The sequence below is a fragment of the Cupriavidus taiwanensis LMG 19424 genome (assembly GCF_000069785.1).
GTDB lineage: Bacteria > Pseudomonadota > Gammaproteobacteria > Burkholderiales > Burkholderiaceae > Cupriavidus > Cupriavidus taiwanensis.
The window spans coordinates 171,886-196,729 of the sequence record NC_010529.1; the positions used below are offsets into that span (position 1 = coordinate 171,886).

General features: G+C 62.8%; 25 protein-coding genes. 12 read left to right on the forward strand and 13 right to left on the reverse strand.

The window, feature by feature from the left end; translation table 11 throughout:
- Nucleotides 1-46: 46 nt before the first annotated feature.
- The 13 genes from RALTA_RS27390 to RALTA_RS27450 form a co-directional block, all read right to left on the reverse strand.
- Nucleotides 47-547, reverse strand: coding sequence for a prepilin type IV pili (locus tag RALTA_RS27390; protein ID WP_012354557.1), 501 nt, complete (start codon nt 545-547; stop codon nt 47-49).
- A gap of 33 nt (nt 548-580) precedes the next feature.
- Complete coding sequence (locus tag RALTA_RS27395) at nt 581-1,621, reverse strand: type II secretion system F family protein (protein WP_012354558.1); 1,041 nt, start codon at nt 1,619-1,621, stop codon at nt 581-583.
- Nucleotides 1,618-3,423, reverse strand: a complete 1,806-nt coding sequence (locus RALTA_RS27400; RefSeq protein ID WP_012354559.1) for a GspE/PulE family protein — start codon at nt 3,421-3,423, stop codon at nt 1,618-1,620. Before RALTA_RS27400 ends, RALTA_RS27395 begins: the two co-directional genes overlap by 4 nt.
- Nucleotides 3,420-4,661, reverse strand: coding sequence for a type 4b pilus protein PilO2 (pilO2, locus tag RALTA_RS27405; protein ID WP_012354560.1), 1,242 nt, complete (start codon nt 4,659-4,661; stop codon nt 3,420-3,422). The genes RALTA_RS27400 and pilO2 overlap by 4 nt, the downstream gene beginning before the upstream one ends.
- A 3-nt stretch (nt 4,662-4,664) precedes the next feature.
- Nucleotides 4,665-5,339, reverse strand: a complete 675-nt coding sequence (gene pilP, locus RALTA_RS30130) for a type IV pilus biogenesis protein PilP (RefSeq protein ID WP_012354561.1) — start codon at nt 5,337-5,339, stop codon at nt 4,665-4,667.
- Between the two features lie 15 nt (nt 5,340-5,354).
- Entirely contained in the window at nt 5,355-7,025 is a 1,671-nt protein-coding gene (locus RALTA_RS27415; RefSeq protein ID WP_012354562.1) for a type II secretion system protein GspD, read from the reverse strand.
- Nucleotides 7,022-7,471 (reverse strand): toxin co-regulated pilus biosynthesis Q family protein, encoded by a 450-nt coding sequence (locus RALTA_RS27420; RefSeq protein ID WP_018003857.1) that lies wholly within the window; start codon nt 7,469-7,471, stop codon nt 7,022-7,024. Before RALTA_RS27420 ends, RALTA_RS27415 begins: the two co-directional genes overlap by 4 nt.
- Before the next feature lie 79 nt (nt 7,472-7,550).
- Complete coding sequence (locus tag RALTA_RS27425; RefSeq protein WP_026163867.1) at nt 7,551-7,973, reverse strand: lytic transglycosylase domain-containing protein; 423 nt, start codon at nt 7,971-7,973, stop codon at nt 7,551-7,553.
- Nucleotides 7,974-7,984: 11 nt separating this feature from the next.
- Nucleotides 7,985-9,262, reverse strand: a complete 1,278-nt coding sequence (locus RALTA_RS27430) for a TrbG/VirB9 family P-type conjugative transfer protein (RefSeq protein ID WP_012354565.1) — start codon at nt 9,260-9,262, stop codon at nt 7,985-7,987.
- Nucleotides 9,259-10,062, reverse strand: coding sequence for a transglycosylase SLT domain-containing protein (locus RALTA_RS27435; protein ID WP_012354566.1), 804 nt, complete (start codon nt 10,060-10,062; stop codon nt 9,259-9,261). The genes RALTA_RS27430 and RALTA_RS27435 overlap by 4 nt, the downstream gene beginning before the upstream one ends.
- The gene (locus RALTA_RS27440) at nt 10,055-11,278 is read right to left on the reverse strand and encodes a TrbI/VirB10 family protein (protein ID WP_012354567.1); all 1,224 of its coding nucleotides are present in this window, start codon (nt 11,276-11,278) and stop codon (nt 10,055-10,057) included. The genes RALTA_RS27435 and RALTA_RS27440 overlap by 8 nt, the downstream gene beginning before the upstream one ends.
- A 14-nt stretch (nt 11,279-11,292) precedes the next feature.
- Entirely contained in the window at nt 11,293-12,204 is a 912-nt protein-coding gene (locus tag RALTA_RS27445; protein WP_012354568.1) for a TrbG/VirB9 family P-type conjugative transfer protein, read from the reverse strand.
- A gap of 15 nt (nt 12,205-12,219) precedes the next feature.
- Nucleotides 12,220-12,927: a VirB8/TrbF family protein gene (locus RALTA_RS27450; RefSeq protein ID WP_012354569.1), complete on the reverse strand. Its 708-nt coding sequence runs from the start codon at nt 12,925-12,927 to the stop codon at nt 12,220-12,222.
- A gap of 354 nt (nt 12,928-13,281) precedes the next feature.
- Between RALTA_RS27450 and RALTA_RS27455 the strand changes: the two genes are divergently transcribed.
- The 12 genes from RALTA_RS27455 to RALTA_RS27510 are packed head-to-tail and all read left to right on the forward strand — an operon-like array spanning nt 13,282 to nt 24,723.
- Nucleotides 13,282-14,331, forward strand: coding sequence for a CpaF family protein (locus RALTA_RS27455; RefSeq protein WP_012354570.1), 1,050 nt, complete (start codon nt 13,282-13,284; stop codon nt 14,329-14,331).
- Nucleotides 14,332-14,349: 18 nt separating this feature from the next.
- Complete coding sequence (locus RALTA_RS27460) at nt 14,350-14,697, forward strand: TrbC/VirB2 family protein (RefSeq protein WP_012354571.1); 348 nt, start codon at nt 14,350-14,352, stop codon at nt 14,695-14,697.
- Nucleotide 14,698: 1 nt separating this feature from the next.
- The gene (locus RALTA_RS27465) at nt 14,699-15,028 is read left to right on the forward strand and encodes a type IV secretory pathway, conjugal transfer protein (protein ID WP_012354572.1); all 330 of its coding nucleotides are present in this window, start codon (nt 14,699-14,701) and stop codon (nt 15,026-15,028) included.
- Nucleotides 15,022-17,478 carry a VirB4 family type IV secretion system protein gene (locus RALTA_RS27470; RefSeq protein ID WP_012354573.1) on the forward strand — a complete coding sequence of 819 codons (2,457 nt, stop codon included), beginning with the start codon at nt 15,022-15,024 and terminating at the stop codon, nt 17,476-17,478. Before RALTA_RS27465 ends, RALTA_RS27470 begins: the two co-directional genes overlap by 7 nt.
- Before the next feature lie 15 nt (nt 17,479-17,493).
- On the forward strand, nt 17,494-18,252 hold the full coding sequence (locus RALTA_RS27475; RefSeq protein WP_012354574.1) for a conjugal transfer protein TrbJ: 759 nt from the start codon (nt 17,494-17,496) through the stop codon (nt 18,250-18,252).
- Nucleotides 18,253-18,262: 10 nt separating this feature from the next.
- Complete coding sequence (locus RALTA_RS27480) at nt 18,263-19,318, forward strand: type IV secretion system protein (RefSeq protein ID WP_012354575.1); 1,056 nt, start codon at nt 18,263-18,265, stop codon at nt 19,316-19,318.
- Nucleotides 19,315-20,553, forward strand: coding sequence for a TraI domain-containing protein (locus RALTA_RS27485; RefSeq protein ID WP_012354576.1), 1,239 nt, complete (start codon nt 19,315-19,317; stop codon nt 20,551-20,553). Before RALTA_RS27480 ends, RALTA_RS27485 begins: the two co-directional genes overlap by 4 nt.
- The gene (gene traD / locus RALTA_RS27490; RefSeq protein ID WP_012354577.1) at nt 20,550-22,415 is read left to right on the forward strand and encodes a conjugative transfer system coupling protein TraD; all 1,866 of its coding nucleotides are present in this window, start codon (nt 20,550-20,552) and stop codon (nt 22,413-22,415) included. Before RALTA_RS27485 ends, traD begins: the two co-directional genes overlap by 4 nt.
- A gap of 5 nt (nt 22,416-22,420) precedes the next feature.
- Complete coding sequence (locus RALTA_RS27495; RefSeq protein ID WP_012354578.1) at nt 22,421-22,927, forward strand: hypothetical protein; 507 nt, start codon at nt 22,421-22,423, stop codon at nt 22,925-22,927.
- Complete coding sequence (locus tag RALTA_RS27500) at nt 22,902-23,198, forward strand: hypothetical protein (RefSeq protein ID WP_018003854.1); 297 nt, start codon at nt 22,902-22,904, stop codon at nt 23,196-23,198. Before RALTA_RS27495 ends, RALTA_RS27500 begins: the two co-directional genes overlap by 26 nt.
- Nucleotide 23,199: 1 nt before the next feature.
- Entirely contained in the window at nt 23,200-23,817 is a 618-nt protein-coding gene (locus RALTA_RS27505) for a DUF4400 domain-containing protein (protein WP_012354580.1), read from the forward strand.
- Nucleotides 23,818-23,871: 54 nt separating this feature from the next.
- Nucleotides 23,872-24,723, forward strand: coding sequence for a hypothetical protein (locus tag RALTA_RS27510; RefSeq protein WP_012354581.1), 852 nt, complete (start codon nt 23,872-23,874; stop codon nt 24,721-24,723).
- Nucleotides 24,724-24,844: the final 121 nt, after the last annotated feature.

Genomic DNA, 24,844 nt, shown 5'->3' on the forward strand with positions numbered 1-24,844 from the left:
GATGCCGGTGGAAATTCCGCCTCGTCGCTGTGATCGCTTTGCCTGCTTACTGGAAGGTCAGCGTGAAGGTCGCTGTGGCGCTACAGGCAGCGCCGGCGGTGGCCTGGTCAGGCAAGTTGGTCTGGTTGAACGTGGTCGAGCCGACCGCCAACGTCACGTAGTCCTTCAGGCCCAGTGCTGTGCTCACGCATTGTTTTGCCGTTTGCGCATTGCCGCCGCCGAAGGTAATGACACCCTGGGACCCGTTGTTGGCAGCGGCCAGCGTGACTGCATTGCCCCAGGGGTCGACGAGTGCCGTGCCGCGCACCATGTCCGAGGGGAACATACCGCCAGTAATCATCGAAGCGATATTGGCGGTAGTGAAATTGGTATAGCCGTTGTTCCCCTGCGAGAACCCTGCTCGCGCATTCGTGATCAGCTGCGTGATATTGGTTGCGACCACGCCGGCCTTGTGGCTCTGAAAGCCGTTGTACCCGGCATAGGCGATGCCAACGAGAGCCAGCAGACCCAACACGATGGCGACGATACGCCCAAGAATTCCGTCCATGTGATACTCCTTGTGAGATTGCGAAAGCGATTGTCAGAGCTTGCCCATGGAAGATGTGAGGATCTCCGAGAGCGAGTTGGAGCCGAGCTGCAGAACAACGAAGGCGAGGAACATCAGTCCGGTGAAGGTCGCCGACATCACCATCCCCTTCGCAAGCAGTTGCCGCTCGATGACTTCGGCGTTCTGCCGCACGGCCACCGTGATCTTCTCGGTGAAGTCGTCAAAGCCGGCATACGCGCCGATTTCATCGATCAGATCCAGCGAAGGGAAGCCGTTCCCGGTCTGCCGCATGGCTTCGGCGAGGTCCAGGCCATCGGCCAGGCCGAGTCGAATCGGCCTCAGGCGTGAGGCCAGCCATGGCGATGCCGTGCCGATCTGGCCTTCCAGCGCTGCGATGTCAGGCACTTTCGCCCGCAGCAGCGCGACGAACGACATCAGCCAGCTGAATCCGGTGATCTCTCGGTACACCGTGAACGGAAACACATGCTGGTCAAAGAATCGCCTGCCCGGCCCAGCCCACCTCGGCAACGCCCACCAGCTCCAGACTGCGTAGGCACCGAGGCTCCCGAAGATGACCGGCGCCGGCCATCCCACAGCCAACTGGCCCATTCCGTACATGGCATATGCCCAGCCCGTCCACTTATCGATCGGCAGCACATCGGTGAACTGCGGCACGATGTAGCCGCCGATCAGCAGCAGGACGACATACAGCGTGACTAGGTACACGGCCGGCGCGAAAAAACTGGCCTGCAGTTTCTGCCGCAGACGCGTCGTCAGTTCGCGCACATCCAGCACCAGCCGCATAGCGTCCGGCAACTGCCCGGCCTTCTCGCCGGCGTCCAGCACGCTGCGCTCCAGATCACTGAGGCTCGTACCCATCGCCGCCATCAGCGTCTTGCCATCGCGCACCTGCCGACCGACCTCGTGCGCCGCCTCAGCGGCGCGCTTGCGGCCTCGCCGTGCTTGCCGCTCCCGGAAGTCCTCAATGACCTGGGCGAGAGTCAGCCCATTCTCCAACTGGCTCGATGCCTGTTGATACAGGCGCCGGCGCATCGTCCAAGACAGCCCGTTCATAGTTGATCCCTCATCGGAATGGCGTCTACGCTTCGCTCCGCATCGACAGGGCTCAGGCGTCCCGCCAGCACAAGGTCCATCGCGTGCGCGATCATGGGCTTGTCCGAACCCTCCCGGCGCCGATGATTGCGCCGCGCTGCCAATACGCCGTCGTTGATGCAATCCTGCATAAGCTGCTCGCTGGTCACGACAACTTCAGCTACCGCCTGTTGACCAATGATGGCTTCGCCGTGGCAGTGACCGCAGCCCGCGCCGCGCACTCGGACTTCCGAGAGATCGCCCCAGGTTCGCATCGCACTGAGCATGTAATCCGGCAGTGGTTCTGGGGCCCTGTCCAGCTCCACAGAGCATTTCGGACACAGCAGTGGCACAATCCGCTGCGCAATGAGGCCGATGATCTGGTTGTGATTGGCGATCACCTCCATCGCCAGGCGAACATGGTCCAGCATCACCAGCCGCGAGAACGTCTCGAACGGGTCGGTCACGTGCAGCGTGGTGAGCACCTGGTGGCCGGTCGCCGCCGCCTGCAGTGTCGCGATCGCTTCCTCGACACCGCGGATTTCGCCCAACAGCACCGCATCCGGGTCCATCCGCAACGTCATGCGCAACATCTCCGGGAACCGCTCGCTTTCCGTGGTGAGCTGGATCGCCCAGTCCATCGGATATTCGGTGGGATTCTCGATCGTGATGAGCCGCTTCTCCGGGAAGAGGCGTGCCTGATGCCGTGTGCATTCGAAGAGCGTCGTGGTCTTGCCGCTCCCGGTCGGGCCGGTCACGACGATCACGCCCATGGGCCGGCGCAGCAGCTGCGAGATGAGGTCCACCTGCAGCGGCGTGTAGCCCATCTGGCCGAGCTTGAATTCGCCGCCAGGCGCTTTCGGCGAGCGCAGATCGAGTCGTTTCGCCGCGTCGACCGCGTCCGCCTTCAGCGCGCCCTCATGGTGCTCCCGGTATTGCAGCCGCGCCACGAGGAAGCCGCCACCACTCTCCACCGGGTAAGCGGGCCCACGCACGATCCGCACGCTCGAAAGCCCGGTGCCCGGCAGCGCGTCGCCGGCGATCTGCGCGTCTTGCACGTCCAGCGGGTTATAGGTCGCGGCCTTCACCGTGGCGAGGCCCGTGTACATCGCGCGGATCAGGCGTTCACCCTCCTCGCGGCGCATCGATAGCGCGGAGACCGTGCGCAGATCTCCCTTGATCCGCACCTGAATCTCGGTGTGGTGCTCGCGAACCAGGATGTGAATGTCCGAGGCGATCAGCACAGCGCAATCCGCGATCAGCCGGCGCGCGAGGGTCAGGGTCTGCAGGTCCGTATCCTGCAGTTGACCGGAACCGCGCTGCTGGCGCAACACGGCAAGCTCCTGCGCGGACACCTTGCGCAGTTGGGGCGCCGCACCGCTGCGCCGCAGCTTGGCTTCCCAGGTCAGAAGCCGCGGCGTGCCGAAATGCCGGGCATCCACATAAATATCGCAACCGTGCACAGCCAGCACCTGCTGCACGTTGTCATCGGTCAGGCCAAGCTCCTTGGCGACATCTTCCACATGCAGGCCGCTTTCCGCGGCGCGCTGGCGAAGCGCCGATGCCTGCTCGGCAGTCAGATGGTTCAGGTTGAAGGCGACACGGTCGAAGGTGGCGGGCAGGTTGCGCGGGTATAGGATATGCGGCTCAAGCACCTCGGGAGGCTTCGGCAACGCCAGGGCATCGGACTTCACAGACGGCTCGGCGCGCGCCGCCAGTGCGGCGCCCCCTGTCGAGGCGTTGCGTGGACTGCGCCACAGGCGCGATAGGGTCTTGACCATCATTGACTCCCAGCGGGCGGCACTGCACCGTCCCGCATTGCGTACAGTTTTCCGGTGCCCTTCCATAACTGGGCAGCTGCTTCGTAGCTGACTTCGGTCAGCCGCAGGCCTGCCACGTCATCCAGTCCCTCGCCCACACCCAGCCACGGCGGCGCGCCAAAGCCGATGTCCGCGGTCATGGCGAGCCACGGATCGACCGGGGTGTTGCCGTCTGCCGGCAGCAGCGCGGGCGGCGAGGTCAACTGCAAGCTCACGCCGTTACCCTGTGCGTACGTCCACATCGACCGCTGCGCGGCGGCTGTCGCACTGACTGCGCGCGGGGAAGGCAGGAATGCCGCCGGCGCATTCGCCGTCGCCGTCGCTTGATTGCCGTCCGTGGAAAGCGCTCCGGGAGCATTGGCAGCCAAGCCGCCATCGCGCTTCCACGTGGTTTCGATCGTCAGGGCGGTCGACGTGGCCGGCTTGCAGCGCCAGCTGGCAAGCGTCCAGCCGGCCTCCGCAAGGACCTGCCGGTCCCAGGCGCGGCGACAGGCCTGCAGGAAGGCGGTCGGCATCGCCTCCTCGACCCAGGGTATGGCCCGCTGCCTTGCGGCCTCATTGGCGAGCTGCGCGGCGGCAACCGCGCGCTGTCGCATCAACTGCGCCTCACGCTCAGCGGCTTGCTGTTGGTCGTACCAGTACCAGCCTCCGACGAGAAGCGCCACGACGCCGATTGCCGCTGCCACCGCATAGGAGGTCGACTTCCAAGGTCCAGTCAGCACGTCCCGCATAGGCGACACGCCCTTTGCAGCCCGCGCCATGTTGGCGAGATCCCGTATCGTCCCTTCTACCTCCGTCCATTCCCCAAGGGCGCGATGCCGCTCCCGGATCGGTGCCAGTTCCTCCAGGGTGCCCACCCGGTCGCCACCGGCAATGACGGCGTGGCCCTGCCGGACGGCGATGTACCAGTAGAGGCTGCCCTGCAGGTGGAAGAGTCCCCTCCATGGCTGGCGGTGCTGGCCGGCAACGACCGCGGCGAGCGGCTTCAGCCCGGCCGGCTTCGCGCCGGCGATCGCTTCGCAGAATCCGGTCTGGATGGCCCCTTCCGCGCTTTGATGCACCAGGCCCCAGCGGACGTTCCGGCCGAGTTCCAGCGCGCGCGCGCGTAGGACACCCTGGCTCGGCTGGGCTTCCTCGTGTTGCCAGGTCAGCCCGATGGCGAAGCTGCCCTTCAGTCCGGGGAATGACAGGATCTCAGCCATCGCTCAAGGCCTCAGCGTGCGCACGCGCTTGCCGTTGGCAAGCTTCACCCCACCGTCGTCGATGCTGACGACCTTCCAGCCGCCGTCCAGCGTGTCGCCAGCCTGGACTGGGATGGTTCGACCGCTGACTTCCACAACCGCGTTGTAGTGACCGTCGAACGCGCGCAGCGACACCACGCGGGGCGCCTCCGGCGCGAGCCGCGGTGCGCGCTCTGCAACGCCGCCGACCGGCATCGGACCGGCCAGCGAAATCGATGCCACACCGGCGCCCGCCGCCGCACCGGCAGGAGCTGCAATCAGCGAATCCTCCGCCCGCTTGGCCTCTGCCTTGTACTTGGCGATCTCAGCGCGCGCCTTCCACAAAGCCATTTGGGACTGCAAAGCCGCGAGTTCCGGCGCGTCAGTGGGACGCAACGGTTGGACGGCTTCTGCCGCGGGCGTGCTCGTCGCTGTGGGGCTCGCAACGCCCGCCGCTGGGGCGGCAGCCGTCGGTTGCATTGACGGAGCGGTGCCAGATTGCGACGTCCCTGGGCTGCCTCCCGCCGACGCGATCGCCGCTGCGACAGGGTTCGACATCGCCGACGCCGCATTGGCAGGGGCGGCAGCCGAGAGGCCGACGGTAGCGGCAAAAGCCAGCGCGGCAGGGGGCCAACGATGATTGAATGCGCGATTCTGCATGGAATTGTCTCTGGGTTACAGCAAGCGGGCCGAGATCATGATGGCGATGACCGTGTCTCCCTTGAGCGCACCGACGCCACCACCGAGTGCGGCCATCCACGGCTCGCCGACGCCGTTATTGGTCGTAGACGCCTTCTGGTTGCGCAGGCCTGTGAGCACCAGCGATTCACCCGGCTTCAAGGTGATCGACTGCGTGAACCGGTTGGTCGGCATGGTGCGCAGCTGCACACTGGTCTGGTTCGCGTCCCCGCCCGAGTTGAATCGCTGCAGCGGCAGCAGGTCCGACAGCGTCATGTCGAAGTTCATCAGAATCCGGCCATCGACCACCTTGGGTAGGAAGTTGCTGGTAAAGCCGTAGGTCACCGTTCCGGTCTGGATGGAACTGGTGGAACCGACATTGGCAGCCAGCGTCGTTTGCGACTGCGCGACATAGTCCTGCAGCGTGGCGGTCTGCAAAGCCAGGACTTTGCCGTTTTGCGTGACGCCCGAGCGCGATACCACCTGCGATACATTGCCAAGCGTCGAGAGCGCCTGCACGACGGCCTTGCTGCCGGCGAAAGGACCACTCATGATGGTCGCGCCCAGATTCATGGGGGTGGCACTGCCTGAGATCGTCGGCGTGCTGACGGAACTGAACGCGACGCCGGTCTGGCCAGCGGAGCTTTGATAGGCGAGCGACAGGTTCAGCCCGTAGTTGTCCTCACGCGTGACGCGGACTTCGTAGACCTGCACGTCGATCGCCACCTGCTTGCCGTACATGGCCGCCAGGCTCTTGACGAACTGTTCGATGCGATCGCATTGCACCGGATCGCCCGTCACGGTCAGGGTGCCAAGGTTCTTGTCGACCACGACTTCGGCGCTCGCGCCAGCGACGGCCTTGGCAGTCGCCTGCAGCGTTTCCCACGGCTTCATCTCGACGGACATGTTCATCGACTGGCCGCTACGGCCACCACTTCCGCCTGAACTGCCGCCGTTCCCGCCGGCGCCGGCCATGCCCCCGGAGCTGCTGTCCGACGTGGTGATCGAACCGTTCATGGATGAGGCATCCGCGAGGCTCGGCAGCATGAAGGTCCGGGTTTCCGTCCGGAAGAACGACACCGTCCCATCGTTGTAACGCGACCAGACCCAAAAATACGCCTCGACGGCATCGAGGAAACCCTTGAAGTTGCCTTCGTAACGGAGGGTCAAGGGCGTAGTGATCGCCATGCCAGCACCCTGGCCCGAGCCGGAAGCGCCGGCCAACGGGGCGGCCAGGTCCACTCGGGGCGTGCCACCCATCGGAATTGGCCCAGTCGGCCGCGATCCGGCGGCAGGTTGCGCTGGTGCCGAACCGCCCGTTGCGGACGCCACGGCTGAGGCGTCCACGGTCGCGCGCACGCCGACGCTCTGCGCGATCCAGTTTGCAGCTTCCGTCAAGGATCCAAGCGTGCCCTTGAACACCACGTGTTTGTTGTAGATGTCCGGCTGCGGCTTGCTGGCGCGGATCTTTTCCCCCATCAGCCAGGCGCCCTCATGCACCCGGAACACCGGGCGGCTGCGAGGCGCATCGGCGTATGCGGCGTGCGCCTCGTTGCCGATGGCGTTCTGTACGTTGCGCGTTTCCATCACACCGCAGCCCGACAGCAGCGTGGCGGCCGCCACGGCGGACGCGGTGTAGCGCGCTGCATTGCTCTTCTTCATCATCATTGGACCATCCCGTTTTGGCTGATAATCACCGTGCGATTGCCGCGCCAGCTATCCCCCACCACGTCGGCGCCGTTATTGGCCAGCTCCTCCACCACCCGCTTGACTGCGCTTTCGAAGTCGCTGCCGTAGTCCTTGTCGCCGGGCACGATCCAGCCGTCCGGCACGTTCCAGGCCACCGTCCACCCGGCCCGGCTCGCCCAGTTCTGAAGCTGCTGTTGAAGTGCCTCCCCTTTGACAAGCCGGAACACGGCCCCGGCCGCCGGCGCGATGTTCGGCACGGCCGGCGTGCTGGCCTTGCTCGGCGCTGCGCCTGCGGATGGTGTATTGGCGGCCAGCAATGTCTGGCTGGCAGCAGCCTTGGCGGCACGTGGCGCCTGCAGTTGCTGCCAGCCGTCGTTCGACAGCTGCGAGGCGTGCACCGCCGGCACAAGGATCAGGCCGCTCAAGAGTGATGCTGCGGCGACGGCAATGCGAACGGTTCGGTTGGATTGGCACATAACTATGCGTTCGGTTGAGGTGAAGGAACTACCGCAAGGCGGCGCGCTGCAGCGCCTGCCACCGCGCATGAATCTGGTTGGCGTAGCGCAACTGCTTGTCGGGCGAGGAGGCGTTGTAGGCCCCGACCGCCTTCCACGTTGGTCCGAAGCGCTGGATGTTCTCGCGCAGAATCCACGCGCCGACGTAGGCATTGATGCACCCATCAAACAGGTGGGCGCGCGTGATCCCATACCTGCCCAGGCGCGGCAGGTGGATCGAGTTGATCTGCATGAGGCCGATATCCTCCGAACCGTTGCCATTGCGATTCGTGACCCACGGCCGCATGCCCGACTCCTGCAACGCGATGCTCCGGAGCAAGGAGGGGCTGACCCCATGGAACTTCGCGGCATCATCGAGGCAGTCGGCACGAGCTGCGCTGGCCAGCAAGGCGGATGCCGTGAGCGCCACCATCCAGCGGATCTTCACAGTGCCACCTTGCCCGGCTGCTCTTTGAACCGCACCTGCGGCGAGCGGTCCACGTAGACCACATTGCCGTCCGCGATCACCGTCAGGCGTGCGGCAATGCCGTTGAACTTGTAGTAGCGGTCCTTGTGTTCACCGTTGCGCTGATGCTCATCACCGAACACAGAAACGCTCACCAACGACTTGGCAAAGCTCAGGTAGGTGGCGCCGTCTTTCTCGAAGACCATTTCCAGGCCGGCGCTGTTCTCGCGCGGAAATTCGTAATCGATCTCCGGCGAGCGCCTGACTTCGACGGCCTTGCCGTCCGCAGTCGCAGTGAACCGGTCAACGGTCGCGAAGGACAACACGCGCTGGGCCTCGTCCCACCTCGTCCAGATCTTGCTATCGGTCTCGTCACGCAGGACCAGGTCCTTGGGCTCCTGCTCGAAGCGAATCTCGATCCGACCTTGCTTGTTGTCACGGATCGCCAGTGCTCCGAAGGCGGAGGCCAACGTCGGCCCTTCCGGCAGCGGCGTGCCAGCCACCGGCAACGTCGGCGCCGCAGGCTCTTTCGGCGCTGCAGCCACGTTGCCCGGCGTCGTCAGAGCGGCCTGCAACACGCCGCCAGGTGTCGCGGCGCTTGAGCCGGTCTCGGCCACGGAGAAGCTCTTCGGCGGTCCGGCACGCAGCGCAATGTTCCGGCGCGTGAAGTCCACTTCCGCGTAGAGATTGCGCTGTTCAAGCACCCGCGCGAGCGCTTGCAGCCAGTTCTCCCCGCCGCGGGTATCCAGTGCCACGTCGTCGGTCAGGGAGATATCCTTCTGGGCGGTGCCGGTCCACCCCGCCGGCGCGATCGACTTGATCATCTGCGCGAGCGGCAGGTTCGAACGGCCAGCGCGCACCAACGGCTGGCCGGCGTAGTTGCCGATCATCGCCAGTCGTCCGGAGATCGCGGCGAGACTCCGTGGCATGTCTCCCACCGGATTTGCCGGCTCGGACGTGAAGCCGTTGGCTCGCTTCCAGCGCGCGACAACCGGCTGACCACTGACGGAGTAGCGGACCACCTCCGGCACGCCGTCGATCACCCAGTACGGGCCATTTTGGATGGCGCCGTCGGCTTGCACGACCTGGCCGTGCCGCGGCTGGATGTAGGTCGACAGTCCATCGTTGAACACCATCGCGGGACGATCGGCGGCGCGCGCAATGACCTGGTAGTCGAAATCGAGCGGGTCGGTGTCGGCGGCCATGGCCTGTACAGCCACCAACGCCAGTGCAGAGAGAATGAACGACCTGATCATTGGAATTGCGCCACGTGTTTCATGAATCGGGAGAAGTACGGCCCACCGCGCTCAGGGTTCGCGCTGTGGTACCACGCCACCGCCTTCATCGGAGAGCCGCTTCGTTGCAGGTTCTCTGCCAGAATGTCTTCCGCCACGCGGATGTTCGTCGCCGGCGCCAGCGCCTCCCATGGCGAGGCGAAGCGCTTGCCGTGGTAGCACCAGTTCACCTGCATCAGCCCGACATCGAAATCGCAGCGCTGGTTGGCCAGAAGCCGGTTGATGGCCGCGTAGGCTTCCTCGCGCGTCGAGAAGAACATGCCGCGTCCTGCCACGTTAAGCGTCCAAGGCCAGGGCCGGCCGCGGTAAGACGACTCGTTCATGGCGATGCCCGCTGTAATCTTGGGATCCACGCGGCCGCCCATCTGCGCGAACGGCTCGGTCTTCGGCGCGCACGCCCAGCCACCGCGCCGCTCCGCGATGGCTTCCTGAGCGGCATCGTTCAGCGCGGACGGGCGCAGCCAACCTTCGCGCACCAGCAATGCGGTGATCGGCACAGGCTTGCCAGCCAGTGTCACGACCGGGCCGGCTTCCGCCCCGGCATCGACCTGCGCGCCCAGCAGACGTGCCGACCAAGCAAGGAACGCATCGAGTCCGCAGTACAGAACCGGCTTTCCTTCCATGGTGTGTAACCGGGCCTGCCCGTCCACCTTCACCACGATGGCAGTGGGGCTAATGACCGCGTCGATCGTTGCAGCCTGTGCGCCGGCAGTGATGAGTCCGGCAGCCAACCAGAGCATGCCCGCAAGCCGCTTAGTCACGATAGGGCTCCAGCACGATGTCATGCTTGACCTGAACCAGCATCTTTTGCCCCGGCTCGGTCGTGATGGTCGGACGGATATTCTGGTTACGGTTCAGGATGGTCTGCGCCGTCTGCGTGGCAATCTGCCCTGCAGCGTTCCCATAGGCGACCAGCCCCGCCGGCCCGACGGTGGTAGTGGTTGGGTTATCGTTGAATCGAAGCGACAGCGCACCGATCACCAGCGCACCGGTGAAGATCTTCAGAAAGTGGTTGTTGACGTCGCCGCTATTGCCGGCGGTGCCATCCGGATCAGCGCCCTGCATGCCCATCAGCGGCACGGTCTTGCCGTTCGGCAGTTGCATGCGCACGAACGCCGTGAGGACGCGCTCCTGGCCGACCGCAATGTCGGCGCTATAGATGCCAACCAGCGTGCTGCCCGCAGGAATGACCTTGCAGTTGCCCTGCACGGTGTCATAGACGTCCTGTGACACGGTGGCGCGGAATTCGCCCGGCTTGTCCGAGTTGAGTCCGCCGGCAAAGTTCGCTGGGATGACGAAGCCCCGGCTGACCGTGCATTTTGGCAACTTGCCATCGAAGCCGGTTCGCAACGTCGTCGTGCCGCCGGCGTCCCGCAGGAACTGCCGGTCGCCGGGCAACTGTGGCGCTGTCGCGCCTTCCTGTGCCAGTGCGGCCGCGTTCGCAGCGCCCTGGCGTGCCGCCACCGCCTGCTGCAGCGCACGCATCTGAGCCGGGTCCGTGACATCGGCCATGCCGGGCGGCGTCCGGCTTTGATTCAGTTGCGATTTGCGCGCGCCCGATTTGAACACCGGTGCCGTGTAGAGATCATCCTGCTCGTTCTTATTCGGGTCCACGGTGGGGCTGGCCTTCGCCCCGCCGCCCAGGTCCGATGCGGTCATGACCGGCGTTTTCGTGTCAGGGGCAATAGCGGCTTTGCGCTGCCGCTCCGCTTCCTCGCGGGCCTTGTCTGCCTGCGCGCGGATCGCGGCCTCGAGGCTTTGGCCGGTGTCGGCGTTGCCCGCACGCTGCTTGATTTGATCCGCGCGCGCCTGTTCCGCCTTCGCTTCGAGCTGATCGTCGGTGATGGTTTGGAAGTAGTAGCCCAACCCACCGACCAGTACCGCCGAGATGCCACCGAGGGCGAACAGCACATTGCGAGGGAGTTTCCCCTTGACCGTGCGCTCCTGCGCGTCGGTCACGGACGTGACCTGATCCATTTTCGCGCCGCGCATCAGAACAGCCCCAACACGCGACGACGGCCACGCTCGATCCTGACTTCATCGTCGCCGGAGCGCAGCACAACGGTATCGGCCAGACGCTGGACCACCAGATAGCCGCCGCGACGGATCTGGTTCACCACCACGAAGTCGCTGCCGTCCTTCACCAGGGCGACCGGCCAGCTCTGAAGCGCGGCGGCAGGTAACCGTAGCCATAGCGCCTTGCCATCGTCGAAAGCGGTCTCCGGCTTGAAGCTGGCGCTTCCCGAAATGGCGTATTCGAAATTCAGCTGGTCCGGTGGCACCGCCACGGCGTCGACGTTACGCGAATCGCCCCCCTCTGTCGCCTTCGCATTGTCCGCCTGCTCGCTACGCGAGTCATTGCGGGCCTTGACCTTGGCCGAGATCGACGTCGGAATGCGGAATCGCACCTTCTGGTAAAAGATACCGCCCAGAGGCGACGACACCAGCGTGAACTCGTAGCTGCGCTTGTTCGTGTTCACCGACAGCGTATTGACGAGGCCCGCCGCCTGCGGCTTCACGTAGAGATGGTTGGCGCCATCGGTGTCATAGTCCCAACGTACGTTCTCGCCCCAGGCCGGGTCGCCAACGATCTGCTCGTCGTCCGGAAACTCGATGGTCGTGACCTTCAATGGCGCGCTCAGCACCCGGAAAATTTGGTCCCGGCTGTACGTGAACACCACGAGCCGAGAGTCACCCGGCAGCGCGATAGGATCGACACCGCCATTGAACGGATTCCCCGGATTCATGGCGTCGCTCAGGTCGCCGATACCCAGCCCGGCAATGCCAGCGCCAGGACGGCGCCCAGTCTTGTCCGCAGCGTGGCCATCCGGAATGGAAAGCAACAGTGCCAGGCCAAGGGCGATGACCAGCGGGAGAACTCGGGAGGGGGTACGGGCTTCCATGGGCATAGTCGCGGCTCAGGCCGCGGATTTCTGGATCGAGAAAAAGATGGGGAACACGCCAAACGGATTCGTGCCGAGCATGGCCTCCTTGTCGGCCGGCTTGACTTGGTAGCGAAAGGTAATCGCGTACCGCTGCTTGCGCGGCTTGTATCCGTCTTCGGTTGTCGTCGTGACGAACTCGACCACGACCGTGCTGTCGGGCAGGCTTGCGATGTTGGTGAACCGGGGCTCGCGTGTGAGCGTCGGCGATGCCATCACCTGCCGGAACGGCTCATCCTCGTCCACCCATGCCTTGAACTGCTCTTTCGCCGATCCCAGCATCTGTTCTCGCACCGAACGCAGGTTCGCCGCCATGCGCGATGATTCGATCTGCGGCGTCAGGATGGGCTCGATGGTGAACCACCGCTGCACAAGATCCTTCAGTGCAGCTTGCACTTGCCGTTCATCCGGGTGGAATGCGTCCAGTTCGCGCGTGATGGGCTTGCCCGTCGCATCGGCCGACACGCCCACGACCTTCACCACCGACGGCGGCGGCTCCCGGGTCAGAATCGCGACGAGCGCGAGGCATGCGGCGCCGGCGGTAGCGAGCTTCCAGTGGTTGCGGTCCACGGTGATGCGCGTGGTCCGATCGAAAACGACTTGCTCCGGACGCTCTTCGCCATACATGCCCGGCGCGACGGTCAGGGGCTTGGCTTTGTCGGTGGATTTGCGAGAGAAGAGCATGTGGCGGCAGGACTTTGGGATGCCGCTAATTGAATCAGCGAATTGCCCTCTACCTGGCCTCGAAAGCTATGCCATTTTGCAGAGCTTTCCATATTTGTCGCATCGGCCTTCAATGCTAACGAGCGAACGAGCTTCCGATGCCGGTTCTGCCGATTGCACATGCTGAGCGACAGCATTGGCGCATCCCCCGTCGAATGCTCAGGATTTGACCGCGCCTTTCGCTGATATTGGAGGGAACATGTTCCTTTTCGCGACGACGGTGCCGCCACACGCTGCAGACTCGATCGAAAGCTCCTGAAAATGGCCTAGCTTTCGGTCCGCAAAGTCAGGCTTTGCCCGCCAACAATAGCGGGCATGGAATCAGCGTCCGCCAACCACCCTCTTCTGCAGCTCACGCAGCTGGCCGATAGCGCCGTTTCGATGTTCTTCGAATCGCTGGCGCCGCTGCACGACGTCATCCATGCGGATGATGTCGCAGAAGTCATGATCAACCGCCACAACAGCATCTGGGTCGAGCGGCGCGGCGTCATGACCCGCCTCGATGTCGTGCTCGACCCCTTCAAGGTCGAAGGGGCAATCCGGTCACTGGCCTCCTCTGTCGAGAAGTCCGCAGTCCGTGGGACATCACAAGGCATCATCAACGCAGGTCACAAGGGCCTGCGGATTGCGGCGGTGATGCAGCCGACCTCGATCGAGGGTCACGCACTCAGCATTCGTCGCCATCGCGAGAAGAACATGCGGTTGTCGGATTACGTGAAGGCCGGTGCCTTCTCCTCGCGACACGCGCGCACGGAAGCCGAAACACCCATTTTCACCGGTCGCGTCGAGGACGAAGCGCTCGCCCAGGCCCTTGGAGAGCTTGTCCGACAACGCAAGAACATCCTGGTCGCAGGCGGTACGTCCTCTGGCAAGACCACGCTTCTCAACGCCATGGTTGGGGAGATCCCGCCGGACGAGCGCGTCATCACCATCGAGGACACGACCGAACTCAAGCCCAGCGTGCCGAACGTTGTGCGCCTGCTATCCAACGCCGACAAGGGGGTCACCACGCAGCATCTGATTGCGCTCTCCCTGCGCTTCCGGCCCGACCGGATTCTCGTTGGTGAAGTCCGCGGCGGTGAAGCATACGACATGCTCCAGGCCTTCAACACCGGCCACGACGGTGGCATGGGATCTCTTCACGCACCAAGCCCACGCATGGCTTTGTCCCGTCTCGAAAGCATGGCGCTCCTCGGCATTCCACCCGGCTCCGGCTGGAAGGTCGAGGACATGCGCCGGCTCATCGCAGACTGCATTCACTACGTGGTGCACATGAAGCGATCGGGCGACATGCGTGTGCTCTCCGAGATCATTGAGATCAAGGGATTTCGCAACAACGACTACGAATTCCAACGCGTTTTCTAACCTCAGGAGTCCCTCCGCATGACCCCCCAGTTCTCCCTGCGCGCCCGCGCCACCGCACGCAAGTACGCGCCTTCCGTCCTGTTGCTCGTCGGCATGATGGCGGTGGCCACCTCCGCCGCCGCCGCGGACGATTCGTTCCTCGGCAATCTCGGCAACTTCATCTGTGGCATCGCCACCTTCATCAACACCAAGTACCTCTTCGTCATTGGCCTGATCGTCATCGTGCTCGGCGCGTACGCCTATGCCAATGCGGAGTCGAGCCTGTCCAAGTTCATTTCGGGGGCGTGCGTGGGCGTCGGCCTCGCCGCGGCGGCACCGTCGATCCTCAAGACGCTGAATATTGTGGCCGCCTGCACCGGCTTCTGACATGCGCAAGCACCATGTGAGCATCGGCTTGTCGATGCCGCGCCTGATCGCCGGCGCGGTACGCGGACTGGCCATCGCCAACGGCACCATCGTCGCGCTGCTGATCTATGTCACTTACCGCAGTGGCTGGGAGATCCCGGCGGCGATATTCGTCAGCGGTCTTTGCAACCACGCGCTGCTGGCCTGGCTGACAAGCCGGGATCCATGGTGGAACCAGATTCTCAACATCTACAACATGTACGGCGACCTGTACGAGTCCGTCCCCTGGCACGGGAAATCTCACTCGGTCTTTCGCCGGCCTTACGGCTTTGACAGCGACCTGCCATGCTGAAACTGAAACGCCGGCCGCTGGCCGAGATCGTGCCGTGGCTCACGTCCATTACGCCGGAACTGATCCTGAACAAGGATGGATCACTTCTGGCGGCCTATGAGTTTCGGGGTGTCGACGCGGATAGCGCCGATGCCAGTGACATTACCTCGGCCCGCGACCAGCTCGACCAGGCTTGCCGATCCTTCGACAACCGCATCACCGCCTGGTGGCGGCTGTCCCACCGCCGCACAACCGGCTTCATCGACGGCGATTTCAGCAACAGCGCCGACGCACGTCTGAACGCACTGAACCGTGCGCATATGACCACCGGGCGGTACTTCCGGAACACGCACGCCCTCAGCATTGCCTACACCCCCGAGTCGGGCATTGCAAAGTTCTTCGAGAAGATTGGCTATCACATGACGGTTGGGGGGCGCTCGGTGTACGGCGCCATCGTTGAGGCGGCAAAAGACACGGTTCTCTCTCGCAGCGCTTTCGCCTTCGACATGGAGCGGATGCACGCGGATACCCGGCGCTTCGAGGCCATGCTCGATGCATTTACCGGCGGCATTCCGCGCATCAAGCCGACCCGGCTCACCATGCAGGACAGCTATGCCGCGCTTCACCAGGTCGCCAATCCTAGCGTGCCGCCGCGCCGCATCCGGTTTCCTGTCACCTTGCTCGACACGCACCTGACGGAATCCGAGGTCACGGTGGGCGCCGAGCGATTGCTATTCGAATCCGCCCACGGCAAGCGTTATGCCGCGGTTGTTGCGGTGAAGGAATGGATGAGCTTCCAGGAAGCGGCGCTTGACAGCCTGATGCACGTGGATGCCGAGTTGGATATCTGCATCATGTACCGCTTTCTGGACACCGCGCGCGCCACGGCCTACATCGAGAAGGTGCGCCGCTTCTACAAGATGGCGGCGGTGAACCTGCGCTCCATGATGAAGCAGTACGTCTCCAAGGAGGAAAGCGAGAACGACGAAGGCCGCGAGGAACTGGCCAAGGAGGCGGGATACGCACTCAAGCGTCTCACCGCCGAGGGGATCCAGCACGGCTTTGCCAATATCTCGGTGATTGTCTACGCGGATTCCGAAGGTGAATGCGAGGACGCCGTCAGCGAGGTGGTCGGCGCATTGACCAACGCCGGCTTCGGGACGATCCGCGAGAAGGCGAACCTGATGCCCGCTTGGAACAGTACCCTGCCTGGCCGCTGGGACAAGCAACGCCGCCTCCAGTTCGTGGAAACGCCGGCCGTGTCCGACATCGCGCCGGTTCGCTCGGTCCTGGAAGGCCCGTCCTATAACGCGTGGCTAAGCGAGAAGACCGGAGCGGAAGTGCCTCCCCTGACCTGCCTGCCAACGCGCCACCGCACAATTCAGCGCGTCGACATGCATCAGCGCGGCGGCAACGGCCATCTGTTCGTCATCGGCCCGATCGGTGCCGGCAAATCGGTGTTCCTGAATTTCCTGGTGTCGCAAGGCGACAGGCACAAGGCGCGGCGGATTCGCTTCGACAAGGACCGTTCCACACGCATTCCGACGCTGCTGAGCGGAGGTACCTTCATTGACGTCACCGGGAAGTTTCAGACCAGCACGCCGGTCAATCCGTTGTCGCTGCTGGCCGACCCGAAGAACTTCACTTACATCACGGAGTGGCTGACGCTCTCCCTAGAGGATGACGACTTCACGCTGTCGCCTCAGCAGGTGCAGGATCTCTTTGAGGCCGTCAAGCTGCTGGCTGGCTACCCTCGCGAGCGCTGGACCCTCAGCTCGCTCTCGACGATGCTGCATGCGGATTTGCGCGGGCGGCTTCAGATCTGGCTCAAGGGTGGTCAGTACGGGCACTTCTTCGATCACGCCGAAGACGCTTTCTCGGTTAGTGACAACCTGTGTATCGAGATGGGTGAACTGTTCCAGAAGTACGAACGCGCAGCGGTGCTGTTCACCGATTATGCGTTCTACCGGATCAGTCAGTCGATGGATGGCATCCGCTACACGATCATCGAGGTCGAGGAATGCGGCTTCTTCTTCCAGAACGAGCGATTCTATCGGCGCTACGAGGATTGGATCACCACCATCCGCAAGCTCAACGGCGCCATCTGGTGCGCGACGCAGTCCCTGCGTCAGATTGCGCGCGTGGCGAACTTCGAGATCCTCAAGGAAAACATCGCCAACTGGATCTACCTGCCTAACAGCCAGGCTAAGACCAGTCCCGAACTCTACAAGGAGAAATTCGGGCTAACCGATGACCAAGTGCAGCTGATTTCAGACGCGGTGCCTAACCGCGACTACCTACTGATCACTAACACCCAGACACGAATGCTGCAGACGGCATTCTCCGACGAGATGGTGGCCATGCTGCGCTCGGACGGGGTCGCACAGTCAATCTGCGACAAGCACTACGCGTCGGGTGAATCCGATTGGCAGGACCGCTATGTGCGCGAAATGCTTGCGCGCGCAGCATAACTTTGGAGAAACAACGTGAAGAAGTGGATCGCCAACATCGCCATCGCAACCTCGGTCTTCGGGGCTTCGTCTGCCCACGCTGCCCTGCCGGTCACCGATTGGGTTGGCCTCGTGCAAACCACCATGACGGCAATGCAGTCGCTGAAAACCGAGGTCTACGAGAATACCAACATCATCTATCAGTACAAGATGATGGCCAACCAGCTTCTGCAGGCCACAGGTCTGGATGTGGCCGCCATTACGGAGCAACTGGACTCCATCGCCGATGACATCGGTAAGTACGAGATCTACGGCACCACGCTCAAGGACCTCTACGGCACGGTTTCGGACAACGCCGACTACCTGAAGAAGATTCATAGCATGGTCGTCGCTTCGGGAAAAACCAAGGAGCAATGGTTCGAGGACCAGCGCAATCTGTTTAGGAACGGCGACAAGACTGCCAAGGCCCTGTTCAGCCTGGGCGAGCAAATCTACAAGAATACGCAGTCAGTGGCGAAGCGCCGGCAAAAGATTCAATCGAGCATTAAGCTCTCGCCGACCGCGCAAGCCGCGGCGCAGACGACCAACCAGATGCTGGACGTGCTCGCCAGCCAGAACTCGGATCTGCTGCAGCTCATGAGCGTTCGCGCTCAAGCCGACGCGGACAAGGAACAACAGAGCGTCGCGAAGGAATCCCAAAGCGCCGAGGCCATGCGCGCGATTACGATCGCGCAGGATGAAGAACTCAAGCAGCTGCGCGCCCGCGTGTTCTCCCGCAAGCTGCAAGCTGACTGATCCGGTTGCAATGAACGCCATGCTGCTGCGCCTACTGGTTCTGCTTGTCACCGCGGTGCTCTTGCACACCGCCCCGGCCTTTGCTCAGTCAACGAGTGCCGAAGCCGGGTCCCCTTCCCAGTCCGTGGAGTCTGCCCAGACCCCGCCGTCTTTCTCGGGTCCGACGGGCACTGTTGCCGAATCCCTCAAAAGTTGGATTGGGCAGTTCGATTCCTTCCGCACCGGCCTGATTGGGGGCGCCACCTCACTCAGTCAGAGCATACGATCGGAGACGGACAAGGTGGCATACGGATTGGCGCTCATTACGCTGACGCTTGCCGCCATCCGGTTCGCCGCCACGAATGATCCAACCAGCGCATGGAACGACATCCTGGAAACCATCATGGTGCTCGGCATTCTCGCCTCGATCTATGTGGGATACAGCCAATTTGCGCCGGGCATCTATGATTGGTTCACGACACTCGCCAACAAGATCGCCGGTACGCGGTCCAGCAATCCGGCGATGACCCTCATCTCGGTGGGCGCGGGATTCCTGGACTCGTACAACCAGGCGATGGACGCGGCAAGCGGTCTGAGCAAGCTCGGCGTGGCGGTTTCGGGATTGACTCTTCTCTTTACGTTCGTGGTCTGCGCGGTGGCAGCGCTGATGTACAGCTTCTTCATCGCCTTGGGTGAGATTCAGGCCGCTGTGGGTATCGTGATCGGCCCCCTTGCAGTAGCCCTGGCGTTCTCCGACTACACACGGCGCTATTTCATGTCGTGGCTCGATTTCATGATCGGCGCTTCGATGTATATCGTCATCTCAACCATCATGGCGCGACTCGTTTCAAGCGCTTTCACTTCCACGATCGCTGATCAGACTGGCATTGGCACGAAATCTTTGGCTGGCGCCGCCTATGCCCTTGGTGTTGCCTTGTTCATGCTGCTGGTCGCACTCGAGATTCCCAAGATGTCGGGTGCGGTCTTTGGATCGGGGGGTGGTCTTAGCGGTGGCGCCGCGGCTCGCCTGGGTATGAAGGCAGCTGGCGGCATCGGTGGGTTCCTCGCCAAGAAGGGCAAGAAATGACGGTCCATCACCCCTTGCCAGCAGCGGACTTGCTGGCAGCCCACGACAGCCGCCTCGCGTTGGTTCGGCAATACGCCAACGAAACGAACGAGGCAGACATCAAGAGCAAGTGGCTGAGCGTGTTGGAACGCTGCGCCGCATGGTTCTCCAGCATGCCGCTTCGGCCGGCCGAACACGCCGAGCCCGGCGGGGCGTTTCGTGCCACGGTCGAAGCGGCCTACTTCGCCATGCGCCTTTCCGGCGCTCAGAAATTTGCCGCAGACCAGACGTCGGAACGACGGCGCCAGCTTGAACCTCAGTACCTGTATGCGCTCTTTCTGGCTGCCTGCTGTTCGCGGCTGGACGAGCCCTGTCGCCACTTCCAGTTCTTTCGGCATCGGGATGGAGCGGAATGGGTTCCTGCCGCACACGGGGCGTTCGGCAGCTGGCTCGGCGCTGACACCTACCAGGTGACGCGGCGGGAGGCAGCGTTGCCGATCGAACGGATGCGCACGGCGCTGCTCGCGCGAGAGATCCTCGGGGCCGAACGGTTGGGCGCTTTCGACAGCCACGTGCTCTCCGAACTGTTCGGCGCCATCAACCCGGATCCACGACCGTCAGGCCTGGAGACGCTACTGCACAAGGTTGTGCGGCAAGCAATCGACACCACAACCCAGTTTGAGGTGAAGGCTCGCCGTGCCGCCTTTGCCCCGGACGCGACCCCAGCGCCGGCGGCGCAGAGCCTGGCCGCCGATGGGGCCGACGCCCCGACGTCGCCAGCGAACCTGCCCCAGGCGAACGCGAATACTGCGAAGACAGAAGCAGAGACGCCACCCCAAGCGGCAGGTAGCAGACCGGATTCGCCCGATACGGCCAACGGCTCGCCGGCGGTCAGCGAGCCGCATGCACGAGTTGAGACGTCTCGCAACGTGGTGCAACTCGACGGAGCGCGTTCGTTGCGCAAGGAGCCGACGCCCGAGGATCCCTTCAAGGCACTCGCTGGCACCTCGAACCTCATGCGCGAGTTCTTCAAGGCGCTCTCGCAGGACGCGGCCGCTGGAAAGACGAAAGTGACGCGTGTTGAGGGAAAGGTTGCTATCAGCAAGCGCTCACTCGGCAACTATGGCATTGCCTCCGACACACTCATTGAGCATCTGCGCAAGTTCAGGCATCTCTACAAGATCGTTGGCCAGGACATCCTGCTGGTCGACGAAGTAGGAAACCTGATCATGCCTGGCCCGCAATCCGACGCATGAATCATTACATTAACCACTTCCGCCCCATTTACGAGTTCCGGGCCGCCGTCGGCTGGGCGCTTGCTTGCGTGGTGCTGCTCGTGAGCGGCATGCCAAACGGAGCCTACTTCTCACTGGTTTGCCTGGCATTCCTGCTCGTTCGTTCCACACAGGTGTGGCGGGCGCTGCGGTTCCGGCTTGCCATCTCCACGAAATGGCTGACCCTGATCAGGATCGAAGACCTGCTTGCAAAGAGCCGACAGCTGCGCTCCGCAGACAAAGACGAGGATGCCATGTATCTGGGTACCGGATATGAATGGACGCAGAAGCACTGTCAGATCGCCCACGACATCCTGCGTATGCCATCAAGCGATGTTCCGGGGCTGCCCAAATGGCTGCCGAAGGATACCGTCAAGGCGATCGAGAAAACGTTCGCCCCCGAGCACAGCATTGCGGACCGCTCGCCACAGGGAAAATCCTGGATCGGGGGCATGGAATCGCAGCGCGGCCCCATCCCCTTTCACTACAAGGCAATGGGCGGTCACACGTCAATCAGCGGCACTACCGGGTCGGGAAAGACACGCACGTTCGAGCTGATTTCGACGCAGGTGATCCACAACCCCAATGACGTGTTGATCGCGATCGATCCCAAGAACGATCCCGACTGGGTCGCACGGTGCAAGCGTGAATGCGAGCGCACCGGACGCAAGTTCTTGTACTGGAAACAGGCGGCGCCCTCGCGATCCATTCGCCTGAACCCGTTGGAAAACTGGTCCCAGCCGTCGGAAATTCCGACTCGCATCGCCCAACTGATGGAGGAAGGTCCGTTTCGCCAGTTTGCCTTCCTGTTTATTGACCGATCCGTCAAGGGCGAGCTGTACGTGGGCGACAAGCCGAATCTCCGGTCGATCCTCCAGTACGCTCAGAATGGCATCAACAATTTGCTCGAGCGAGCGCTGGAGCGCTTTTTCCCTGAGGCCGGCAAGCCTGATTGGGAAGAGGAAGTCACGGCGTACATGCAGAAGGTCGCACAGAAGATGGGTGGCACGCGTCTTGATGCCATGGTCAGTATGTACATCGATCGATTCGCCAAGCTCGGCAAGGGGCACGAGACGATCGACGGCCTGATTTCAACCTTTCAGCATGACCGCGACCACTATGGCCGGATCATTGCCTCTGCCCTGCCCCTTCTGCAGATGCTTGCCACCGGAGAGACCGGACTGATGCTGGCGCCCAAAGCGGACGATTTTGAGGATGACCGCGAGATCTGGGATATCGACAAGGTCATCAAGCAGAAGGCTGTGCTTTATGTCGGCGCCGATTCGCTATCCAATTCGATGGTGGCGCAGGCGGTCATGTCGATGCTGCTGGCCGACATCGCATCGGTCGCCGGCGCGATTTACAACTTCTACGCCAAGCCGCCCGAGATTGTCCTGGTTGTCGACGAAGCGGCCGAGGCCATCAACGAGCAATTGCTCCAGCTCTTGAACAAGGGCCGCGGGGCAGGCTTCAAGGCGTTCGTCGCTTACCAGACCCGCTCCGACTTCACGGCCAAACTCGGAAACGTGGCAAAAATGCAGCAAGTCTTGGGGAATTTGAACAACCAGATCGTTTTACGCTTGGAAGACATCGACACGGCCAAGTGGTTCTCCGAGAAAGCCGGGACCACAGCCATCCGCAACCTGGTCGTCTCAAGCAGCACCAGCACCGGAACGGAGGCTCATGTCGGCGAGTTCAGCGGCTCTGTGTCTCGATCGGCCCAGCTTGAGAAGGCGCCGCTCATTCCGCACGACCTGGTCATGCAACTGCCGAACCTGCAGTACTTCCTGCGAATCTCTGGAGGCGCCGTCTACCAGGGTCGAATTCCAATTATCACGGACTAATACCAATGCGCAGCAGCCTGTTCCGACAAATCGTCAAGGAATACAAGCTTTCGGCGAAGCTCTCGCCCGTGCTCTCGCTATCGCCGGACCTTGATGACATTTGCACGCGGGTAGTCGACTACATCGGCGTGAATTTCCGCGTCCGCGAGGAGCCGCTGGTCAAGGAAATGCTTGCCGACGGCATCACGGCGTGGCGCGCCGCCCGCAAGCACGGCGATCCCAACGTCGCTTTCATGATGGGGCTGTTCTCCCGCGCTCACGAGCTCTATGGCAAGCGCTATGCCGCGTTCAAGGGCGAAAAGTACAACGTCTGGTATCCGTTTCACGAATCCATTCCGGCGTTCGAGCAGCGCCAGCCGGATGGCTATGTCTGCCGCGTCGTCGACGAACCGGCACCTGGCGCAATCACGCAACGCTGCGCAGCGTTTCAGCTCGCTGCCCGGGTCCTGACGGGTTACACCTTCACCCGCTACTTCGAGAACTACGATGTCGCTGGCGACTTTGCACACTGACGCGCGCCGGGCGGCGATCCGAGTCAAACAGGCCCCCGCTCGCCTTGCGGCCAGGCTCTGTGGTGTCGATCCCGCTCTCGCCCTGCACATGCATGAGTGGTTGACGGCGCCGCCCCACCTTGCTCAGGAGATGCCCCAGTCATTCTCCAGCGGAGCGGCCGCGGCATGCTTTGCGCTCGTCAAGATTTCGGTAGACAAGCCGGCCATCTTCTGGGGCGCTCTGTTCGCTTTTCTGAGCCTGCCGCTATGGCTGGCACTGCGCTGGATCTGACATGGCCAACAGCCGGTTCGCTTCGCACGTACGCTTGTGGTTGATCGTCTCGCCGTTGATGATCTGCACCCTGGCGCCGTTCATGCAGAACGATCGCGCCTTCGAAATCAGTGAGGCCGAACAGGCGTCGGTTGAACGCGTGCTCGGCCAGGAAAGGGCGGATATCGTCGTTTCGCTGGCCAACGCCCGCTTTCACAAATGGTTCATCGACAGCGGTGCGGTCAAGGCATCGTTCACCGGCTCCGACGGCCAGACCAGTTTCTCCGACGGGGGCGCCGCCGCCTTCGGCAGAGGTTGGATGCAGCATTTCTGGCTGACGATCTACCGTGCGGTGTACCGGGCCGCGGTGGCTCATCACTGGGTTCTCGGCGCGATCGTCCTGCTCGTTGCGTTATTTAACGACGGGACCGTATCGCGAAAGATTCGCGCCGCCGGGGCTGGGTTCGCCAATCCGGTGACATTCCACGTTGCGGCCCATGGATTGACGCTCTGCTTCGGCTTCGGGACGTCTGCCCTGCTGTTACCCCTTCCCATGCTGGCGACCTGGTGGACCTTTGGTGTCTGCCTGATTGGCCTGCTCTGCTGGCGCCTTGCGGCGTCTTTCCATGTCGGCAAGTAGCCGGTGCCGTAACGACTACCAAGGCCGGTGCCCGGCCACATATTGGAGAACATCATGACCACGACCGATTTGACCCCCGCCGAAGAGACCCTGCAGCAATCCGCGCCGACCGACGTAGCTGCTGCGCCGCTCGTCGCAACACCTCCAACGCTTGGCGCAATTGACAGTTCTGGCGACGTCGAGACCGAACTCGCGGAGATGGAGCAATCGGCCGACGCACTGCGCCAGGAAGGTCTGATCTCGACAGCGGATCATGAGGAGCGCAAGGCTCAGGTGGAGCGCACCCGTAACCTTTTTCGGGACCTGGCGCCTGAAGACCGCCAAGCGATCGTTCGACGCCGGCGCGAGCTCGGCCTGCAGATCCTCAATCGCGAGCTTGCCGGTGCGGCAGTTGTTCCAGTGGCGCTCAAGCTCAATCACACCCGCCTGCGGCCGCTGTTCGAGCAATGGTGGCCGTACATGAACCGGATGTCGTTGAACCTGCAGCGCTTCGGAGCTGCCACGTTCTCGCGCTCTGAATTGTCGACACTCGAAAACTACCTGGAGCGCGAACTCTCGAAGATTGAGGATTATGTGGACGAGCAATTGCGAGTGGCGAAAGCCTACCGCGAACAACGGGAACAGGAAATGCGCGCACAAGGCGAGATCGTGTTTGTGCCGACAATCCAGCGCCCCTCCCTTTCACTCGAGGTTCAAGCCTATTCGCGGTTCTCCGTGCGCGCACTGCAGGTTCTGATCAAGTTCGATCAAACCATGGACCAGTTCGACTTCATGGTCTGGAACGGCATCCGTGACCAGAGCGACGTCAACGACGAGGTCACTCGCTTCCTGCGCAAGTTCCAGCCGCTGGGGCTGCGCAGCTACACCACGCACCTGAAGCTAATGACGACTGTGCGCGGGATGTAAGCCCAAGTGTCACCTGGTGTGAGCACGTCACCCCAGAGGCAACAAGTTGTCCCGTGGGGGCACTTGCTATCACCCCGTGACAGATGGTCCCACCAACATCAGCGCCCCAACTGCCTCGTAT

What these genes read in the sequence shown, in the direction of transcription:
- RALTA_RS27390 (WP_012354557.1), bottom strand. Translation starts at nt 547, where the DNA reads ATGGACGGAATTCTTGGGCGTATCGTCGCCATCGTGTTGGGTCTGCTG.
- RALTA_RS27395 (WP_012354558.1), bottom strand. Translation starts at nt 1,621, where the DNA reads ATGAACGGGCTGTCTTGGACGATGCGCCGGCGCCTGTATCAACAGGCA.
- RALTA_RS27400 (WP_012354559.1), bottom strand. Translation starts at nt 3,423, where the DNA reads ATGATGGTCAAGACCCTATCGCGCCTGTGGCGCAGTCCACGCAACGCC.
- pilO2 (WP_012354560.1), bottom strand. Translation starts at nt 4,661, where the DNA reads ATGGCTGAGATCCTGTCATTCCCCGGACTGAAGGGCAGCTTCGCCATC.
- pilP (WP_012354561.1), bottom strand. Translation starts at nt 5,339, where the DNA reads ATGCAGAATCGCGCATTCAATCATCGTTGGCCCCCTGCCGCGCTGGCT.
- RALTA_RS27415 (WP_012354562.1), bottom strand. Translation starts at nt 7,025, where the DNA reads ATGATGATGAAGAAGAGCAATGCAGCGCGCTACACCGCGTCCGCCGTG.
- RALTA_RS27425 (WP_026163867.1), bottom strand. Translation starts at nt 7,973, where the DNA reads ATGGTGGCGCTCACGGCATCCGCCTTGCTGGCCAGCGCAGCTCGTGCC.
- RALTA_RS27430 (WP_012354565.1), bottom strand. Translation starts at nt 9,262, where the DNA reads ATGATCAGGTCGTTCATTCTCTCTGCACTGGCGTTGGTGGCTGTACAG.
- RALTA_RS27440 (WP_012354567.1), bottom strand. Translation starts at nt 11,278, where the DNA reads ATGGATCAGGTCACGTCCGTGACCGACGCGCAGGAGCGCACGGTCAAG.
- RALTA_RS27445 (WP_012354568.1), bottom strand. Translation starts at nt 12,204, where the DNA reads ATGGAAGCCCGTACCCCCTCCCGAGTTCTCCCGCTGGTCATCGCCCTT.
- RALTA_RS27450 (WP_012354569.1), bottom strand. Translation starts at nt 12,927, where the DNA reads ATGCTCTTCTCTCGCAAATCCACCGACAAAGCCAAGCCCCTGACCGTC.
- RALTA_RS27455 (WP_012354570.1), top strand. Translation starts at nt 13,282, where the DNA reads ATGGAATCAGCGTCCGCCAACCACCCTCTTCTGCAGCTCACGCAGCTG.
- RALTA_RS27460 (WP_012354571.1), top strand. Translation starts at nt 14,350, where the DNA reads ATGACCCCCCAGTTCTCCCTGCGCGCCCGCGCCACCGCACGCAAGTAC.
- RALTA_RS27465 (WP_012354572.1), top strand. Translation starts at nt 14,699, where the DNA reads ATGCGCAAGCACCATGTGAGCATCGGCTTGTCGATGCCGCGCCTGATC.
- RALTA_RS27470 (WP_012354573.1), top strand. Translation starts at nt 15,022, where the DNA reads ATGCTGAAACTGAAACGCCGGCCGCTGGCCGAGATCGTGCCGTGGCTC.
- RALTA_RS27480 (WP_012354575.1), top strand. Translation starts at nt 18,263, where the DNA reads ATGAACGCCATGCTGCTGCGCCTACTGGTTCTGCTTGTCACCGCGGTG.
- RALTA_RS27485 (WP_012354576.1), top strand. Translation starts at nt 19,315, where the DNA reads ATGACGGTCCATCACCCCTTGCCAGCAGCGGACTTGCTGGCAGCCCAC.
- traD (WP_012354577.1), top strand. Translation starts at nt 20,550, where the DNA reads ATGAATCATTACATTAACCACTTCCGCCCCATTTACGAGTTCCGGGCC.
- RALTA_RS27495 (WP_012354578.1), top strand. Translation starts at nt 22,421, where the DNA reads ATGCGCAGCAGCCTGTTCCGACAAATCGTCAAGGAATACAAGCTTTCG.
- RALTA_RS27500 (WP_018003854.1), top strand. Translation starts at nt 22,902, where the DNA reads ATGTCGCTGGCGACTTTGCACACTGACGCGCGCCGGGCGGCGATCCGA.
- RALTA_RS27505 (WP_012354580.1), top strand. Translation starts at nt 23,200, where the DNA reads ATGGCCAACAGCCGGTTCGCTTCGCACGTACGCTTGTGGTTGATCGTC.
- RALTA_RS27510 (WP_012354581.1), top strand. Translation starts at nt 23,872, where the DNA reads ATGACCACGACCGATTTGACCCCCGCCGAAGAGACCCTGCAGCAATCC.